Origin of the sequence: Piscinibacter sp. (genome assembly GCF_050175855.1) — a bacterium.
GTDB lineage: Bacteria > Pseudomonadota > Gammaproteobacteria > Burkholderiales > Burkholderiaceae_C > Piscinibacter.
Genome location: NZ_JBFXIO010000392.1, coordinates 1 through 4643, shown reverse-complemented (window position 1 = coordinate 4643; position 4643 = coordinate 1). Strand labels below are relative to the sequence as shown.

Sequence of the window (4643 nt, the reverse complement as noted above, 5' to 3'; positions counted from 1 at the left end):
AGAACGCCGGCCGCAACAACAACGGCCACATCACGATGCGCCACAAGGGCGGTGGTCACAAGCACCACTACCGCGTGGTCGACTTCGTGCGCAACAAGGACGGCATCCCGGCGAAGGTCGAGCGCATCGAGTACGACCCGAACCGCACTGCCCACATCGCGCTGGTTTGCTACGCCGACGGCGAGCGCCGCTACATCATCGCCCCGCGCGGCCTCGAGGTCGGCGCGACGATCATGTCCGGCGCCGAGGCCCCGATCAAGGCCGGCAACACGCTGCCGATCCGCAACATCCCGGTGGGTTCGATCATCCACTGCATCGAGCTGCTGCCCGGCAAGGGCGCGCAGATCGCCCGCTCGGCCGGCGCCTCGACGACGCTGATGGCCCGCGAGGGCGTCTACGCCCAGGTGCGGCTGCGCTCGGGTGAAGTGCGCAAGATCCACATCGACTGCCGCGCCACCATCGGCGAGGTGTCGAACGAGGAACACAGCCTGCGCCAGTACGGCAAGGCCGGTGCGATCCGCTGGAAGGGCATCCGCCCGACCGTCCGTGGCGTCGCGATGAACCCGGTGGACCACCCGCACGGTGGCGGCGAAGGCCGCACGGGCGAGGGCCAGGTGCCGGTGTCGCCGTGGAACACGATGACCAAGGGCTATCGCACCCGCAACAACAAGCGCACGCAGACGTTCATCGTCTCGCGTCGCAAGAAGTAAGGAGCCACGGTCATGACTCGTTCGCTCAAGAAGGGTCCGTTCGTGGACCACCACCTGATGGCCAAGGTCGAGAAGGCTGCCGCCATCAAGGACAAGAAGCCCATCAAGACCTGGTCGCGCCGCAGCACGATCCTGCCCGAGTTCATCGGGCTGACGATCGCCGTGCACAACGGCAAGCAGCACGTGCCCGTCTACGTTTCCGACCAGATGGTCGGCCACAAGCTCGGTGAATTTGCGCTGACGCGCACGTTCAAGGGCCACCCGGCCGACAAGAAGGCCGGCAAGAAGTAAGGATGACGACGATGGAAACCCGAGCAATCGTTCGCGGCGTGCGTCTGTCGGCCGACAAGGGCCGGCTGGTCGCCGACATGATCCGCGGCAAGAAGGTCGACCAGGCGATCAACATCCTGACGTTCACGCCCAAGAAGGCGGCCGGCATCGTGAAGAAGGCGCTCGAGAGCGCCATCGCGAATGCCGAGCACAACGACGGCGCCGACATCGACGAGCTGAAGGTCAAGACGATCTACGTGGAACAGGCTGCCACGCTGAAGCGTTTCTCCGCGCGCGCCAAGGGCCGCGGCAACCGCATCAGCAAGCCCACCTGCCACATCTTCGTCACCGTCGGCAACTGAGGCCAGAAGGAAGACCATGGGACAGAAAATTCATCCGGTCGGCTTCCGTCTGCCGGTCACGCGCAACTGGGCCTCGCGCTGGTACGCGTCGAACCAGAACTTCGCCGGCATGCTGGCCGAAGACCTGAAGGTTCGCGAGTTCCTGAAGGCGCGCCTGAAGAGCGCTGCCGTCTCGCGCATCCTGATCGAGCGCCCCGCCAAGAACGCCCGCATCACCATCTACTCGGCCCGTCCGGGCGTGGTGATCGGCAAGAAGGGCGAGGACATCGAGAACCTGAAGGCCGAACTGACCCGCCGCCTCGGCGTGCCGGTCGCGGTGAACATCGAGGAGGTGCGCAAGCCCGAGATCGATGCGCAGCTGATCGCCGACTCGATCACCCAGCAGCTCGAGAAGCGCATCATGTTCCGCCGCGCGATGAAGCGCGCCATGCAGAACGCGATGCGCCTGGGCGCCCAGGGCATCAAGATCATGTCGTCGGGCCGCCTGAACGGCATCGAGATCGCGCGCTGCGAGTGGTACCGCGAAGGCCGCGTGCCGCTTCACACGCTGAAGGCCGACATCGACTACGGCTTCTCGGAAGCCAAGACCACCTACGGCGTCATCGGCGTGAAGGTGTGGGTCTACCGCGGTGACCGCCTCGGTCACGGCGAGGCCCCGGCCGCCAAGCCGGAAGCTGGCGAAGACGACCGCCGTCCGCGTCGTGGCCCGCGTCCGGGTGGCCCGGGTGCGCCGGGCGGCCGTGGCCGCGGCCCGGGTGCCGACCGCGCCCCGCGTCAGTCCGGTGCGCCGGCCGACGGCAGCGACAAGCCTGCCGCCGCCGCCGACGCGCCCAAGACCCCCGCCGTCAAGCGCGTCCGCAAGGTCGCCGCGCCTGGCGCCGAGGGCAAAGGAGAATAAGCATGCTGCAACCTGCACGCAGAAAGTACCGCAAGGAGCAGAAGGGCCGCAACACCGGCATCGCCACGCGTGGCGCCGCGGTGTCGTTCGGCGACTTCGGCCTGAAGGCCACCGAGCGCGGCCGCCTGACGGCGCGCCAGATCGAGGCCGCCCGTCGTGCCATCTCGCGCCACATCAAGCGCGGCGGCCGAATCTTCATCCGCATCTTCCCCGACAAGCCGATCTCGCAGAAGCCGGCCGAAGTCCGCATGGGCAACGGCAAGGGCAACCCCGAGTACTACGTGGCCGAGATCCAGCCGGGCAAGGTGCTCTATGAGATCAACGGCGTGCCCGAGGCGCTGGCCCGCGAGGCCTTCACGCTGGCTTCGGCCAAGCTGCCGCTGAAGTGCACGTTCGTGGCGCGCGCCATCGGCGCCTGAGGAGCAAGACCATGAAAGCATCTGAACTGCGCGCCAAGGACGTCGCCGGCCTGGAGAAGGAAGTCAGCGATCTGCTGAAGGCCCACTTCGGCCTGCGCATGCAGAAGGCCACGCAACAGCTGAACAACCACTCGCAGCTGGGCAAGACCCGCCGCGACATCGCTCGCGCCAAGACCATCCTGGCCGAGAAGAAGAAGGAGGCTGCCAAGTGAGCGAAGCGCAAACCAAGGCCAAGAACACCCGCACGCTGATCGGCAAAGTCGTCAGCGACAAGCGCGCCAAGACCATCACCGTGCTCGTCGAGCGCCGTGCCATGCACGAGCTCTACGGCAAGATCGTCGCCAAGTCGAGCAAGTACCACGCGCACGACGAGAACGGCGAGTACAAGATGGGCGACGTGGTCGAGATCGCCGAGAGCCGGCCGATCTCCAAGACCAAGTCGTGGGTCGTGACCCGCCTGGTGCAGAAGGCCGCGGCCGTCTAAGTCAGCCAGCGCCAGAGGCCTTTGCGGGCCTGCGGGCGAAACGGCCGGAACGCTGGAATACTGGCGTCCGGCCGTTTTCTTTGGGTTCCAACCAGGAGGAGCACGACATGATCAAGATCGGAGACAAGCTGCCGGCGGGCAAGCTGCAGGAGTTCATCGAGGTCGAGGGCAATGGCTGTACGCTCGGCCCGAACACCTTCGACGTGGAGCAGCTCGTCGCCGGCAAGAAGATCGCCATCTTCGGCCTGCCCGGCGCCTATACGCCCACCTGCTCGGCCAAGCACGTGCCGGGCTACGTCGAGAAGTACGACGAACTGAAGAAGGCCGGCATCGACGAGATCTGGTGCGTGTCGGTCAACGACGCCTTCGTGATGGGCGCCTGGGGTCGTGACCAGCACACCGGCGGCAAGGTGCGCATGATGGCCGACGGCAGCGCCGACTTCACCAAGGCCACCGGCCTGACCCTGGACCTGACCGCCCGCGGCATGGGCCTGCGCTCGAACCGCTACTCGATGCTGGTGGTCGACGGTGTGGTCAAGACGCTGAACATCGAGGGCCCGGGGAAGTTCGAGGTCAGCGACGCCGGCACGATGCTGGCCCAGGCGAAGCAGGTTCTCGGCTGAGTTCCCGCTCCCCGGTCCCGGACCCGGTTGACACGGGTTCGGGTTTGCCTTCATAATCCGTAGCTTCGCCGAAAGCTCGGCCGTTTCCGTTCGGGAACACCGGGCCTCGGATCCGCCCACACAACGGGCCCAAGACTGACCGCGCAGGTGTCTGCCGGTTCAAGTTGGGGACAGACAATGATTCAAATGCAATCGCGACTCGACGTCGCGGACAACACTGGCGCGAAGTCCGTCATGTGCATCAAGGTGCTGGGCGGCTCCAAGCGTCGCTACGCCGGCATCGGCGACGTCATCAAGGTTTCCATCAAGGAAGCCGCGCCGCGTGGCCGCGTCAAGAAGGGCGAGGTCTACAGCGCCGTGGTCGTGCGCACCGCCAAGGGCGTGCGCCGCCAGGACGGCTCGCTGGTTCGCTTCGACGGCAACGCCGCCGTGCTGCTGAACGCCAAGCTCGAGCCGATCGGCACCCGCATCTTCGGGCCGGTGACGCGCGAGCTGCGCACCGAGCGCTTCATGAAGATCGTTTCGCTGGCGCCGGAAGTGCTCTGAGCGGCACGGAAGAGAAGGACAGGCCATGAACAAGATTCGCAAGGGCGACCAGGTCATCGTGTTGACCGGCCGCGACAAGGGCAAGCGCGGCACCGTGACGCAGCGCGTCGACGACGAGCGCATCGTCGTCGAGGGCGTGAACATCGTGAAGAAGCACGTCAAGCCGAACCCGATGAAGGGTACGACCGGCGGCGTCGTCGAGAAGTCGATGTCGATCCACCAGAGCAACGTGGCGATCTACAACGCCGCCACGGGCAAGGCCGACCGCGTGGGCGTCAAGCTCCTGGCCGACGGCAAGAAGGTGCGCGTCTACAAGTCCAGCGGCGACGAG

10 protein-coding genes are annotated in these 4643 nt (G+C 66.3%); all 10 read left to right on the top strand.

Annotated features, from left to right (window positions below; translation table 11 throughout):
• Positions 1 to 710 (top strand): 50S ribosomal protein L2 (gene rplB / locus AB7U92_RS22250; protein ID WP_428582199.1); only part of this gene is annotated, 710 nt, incomplete at its 5' end.
• A 12-nt stretch (positions 711 to 722) separates the two neighbouring features.
• A complete protein-coding gene (rpsS, locus tag AB7U92_RS22245) occupies positions 723 to 1001 on the top strand; it encodes a 30S ribosomal protein S19 (RefSeq protein WP_428582197.1) in 279 nt (92 codons plus the stop codon).
• A gap of 11 nt (positions 1002 to 1012) precedes the next feature.
• On the top strand, positions 1013 to 1342 hold the full coding sequence (gene rplV, locus AB7U92_RS22240; protein ID WP_428582195.1) for a 50S ribosomal protein L22: 330 nt from the start codon (positions 1013 to 1015) through the stop codon (positions 1340 to 1342).
• Between the two features lie 16 nt (positions 1343 to 1358).
• Complete coding sequence (rpsC, locus tag AB7U92_RS22235) at positions 1359 to 2240, top strand: 30S ribosomal protein S3 (RefSeq protein ID WP_428582193.1); 882 nt, start codon at positions 1359 to 1361, stop codon at positions 2238 to 2240.
• A 2-nt stretch (positions 2241 to 2242) separates the two neighbouring features.
• The gene (gene rplP / locus AB7U92_RS22230; protein ID WP_428582191.1) at positions 2243 to 2659 is read left to right on the top strand and encodes a large ribosomal subunit protein uL16; all 417 of its coding nucleotides are present in this window, start codon (positions 2243 to 2245) and stop codon (positions 2657 to 2659) included.
• 11 nt (positions 2660 to 2670) lie between these two features.
• Complete coding sequence (rpmC, locus tag AB7U92_RS22225) at positions 2671 to 2871, top strand: large ribosomal subunit protein uL29 (RefSeq protein WP_428582189.1); 201 nt, start codon at positions 2671 to 2673, stop codon at positions 2869 to 2871.
• Positions 2868 to 3143, top strand: coding sequence for a 30S ribosomal protein S17 (gene rpsQ / locus AB7U92_RS22220; RefSeq protein ID WP_428582187.1), 276 nt, complete (start codon positions 2868 to 2870; stop codon positions 3141 to 3143). Before rpmC ends, rpsQ begins: the two co-directional genes overlap by 4 nt.
• A gap of 107 nt (positions 3144 to 3250) precedes the next feature.
• Positions 3251 to 3766: a peroxiredoxin gene (locus AB7U92_RS22215; protein WP_428582185.1), complete on the top strand. Its 516-nt coding sequence runs from the start codon at positions 3251 to 3253 to the stop codon at positions 3764 to 3766.
• 177 nt (positions 3767 to 3943) lie between these two features.
• A complete protein-coding gene (rplN, locus tag AB7U92_RS22210) occupies positions 3944 to 4312 on the top strand; it encodes a 50S ribosomal protein L14 (RefSeq protein ID WP_209384869.1) in 369 nt (122 codons plus the stop codon).
• 25 nt (positions 4313 to 4337) lie between these two features.
• On the top strand, positions 4338 to 4643 hold a 306-nt coding region (gene rplX, locus AB7U92_RS22205; RefSeq protein WP_428582182.1), incomplete at its 3' end, for a 50S ribosomal protein L24.

Coding starts and splice junctions, on each gene's coding strand:
- rpmC (WP_428582189.1), top strand. CDS start 2,671: ATGAAAGCATCTGAACTGCGCGCCAAGGACGTCGCCGGCCTGGAGAAG.
- rplN (WP_209384869.1), top strand. CDS start 3,944: ATGATTCAAATGCAATCGCGACTCGACGTCGCGGACAACACTGGCGCG.
- rplP (WP_428582191.1), top strand. CDS start 2,243: ATGCTGCAACCTGCACGCAGAAAGTACCGCAAGGAGCAGAAGGGCCGC.
- rpsC (WP_428582193.1), top strand. CDS start 1,359: ATGGGACAGAAAATTCATCCGGTCGGCTTCCGTCTGCCGGTCACGCGC.
- rplV (WP_428582195.1), top strand. CDS start 1,013: ATGGAAACCCGAGCAATCGTTCGCGGCGTGCGTCTGTCGGCCGACAAG.
- rpsS (WP_428582197.1), top strand. CDS start 723: ATGACTCGTTCGCTCAAGAAGGGTCCGTTCGTGGACCACCACCTGATG.
- AB7U92_RS22215 (WP_428582185.1), top strand. CDS start 3,251: ATGATCAAGATCGGAGACAAGCTGCCGGCGGGCAAGCTGCAGGAGTTC.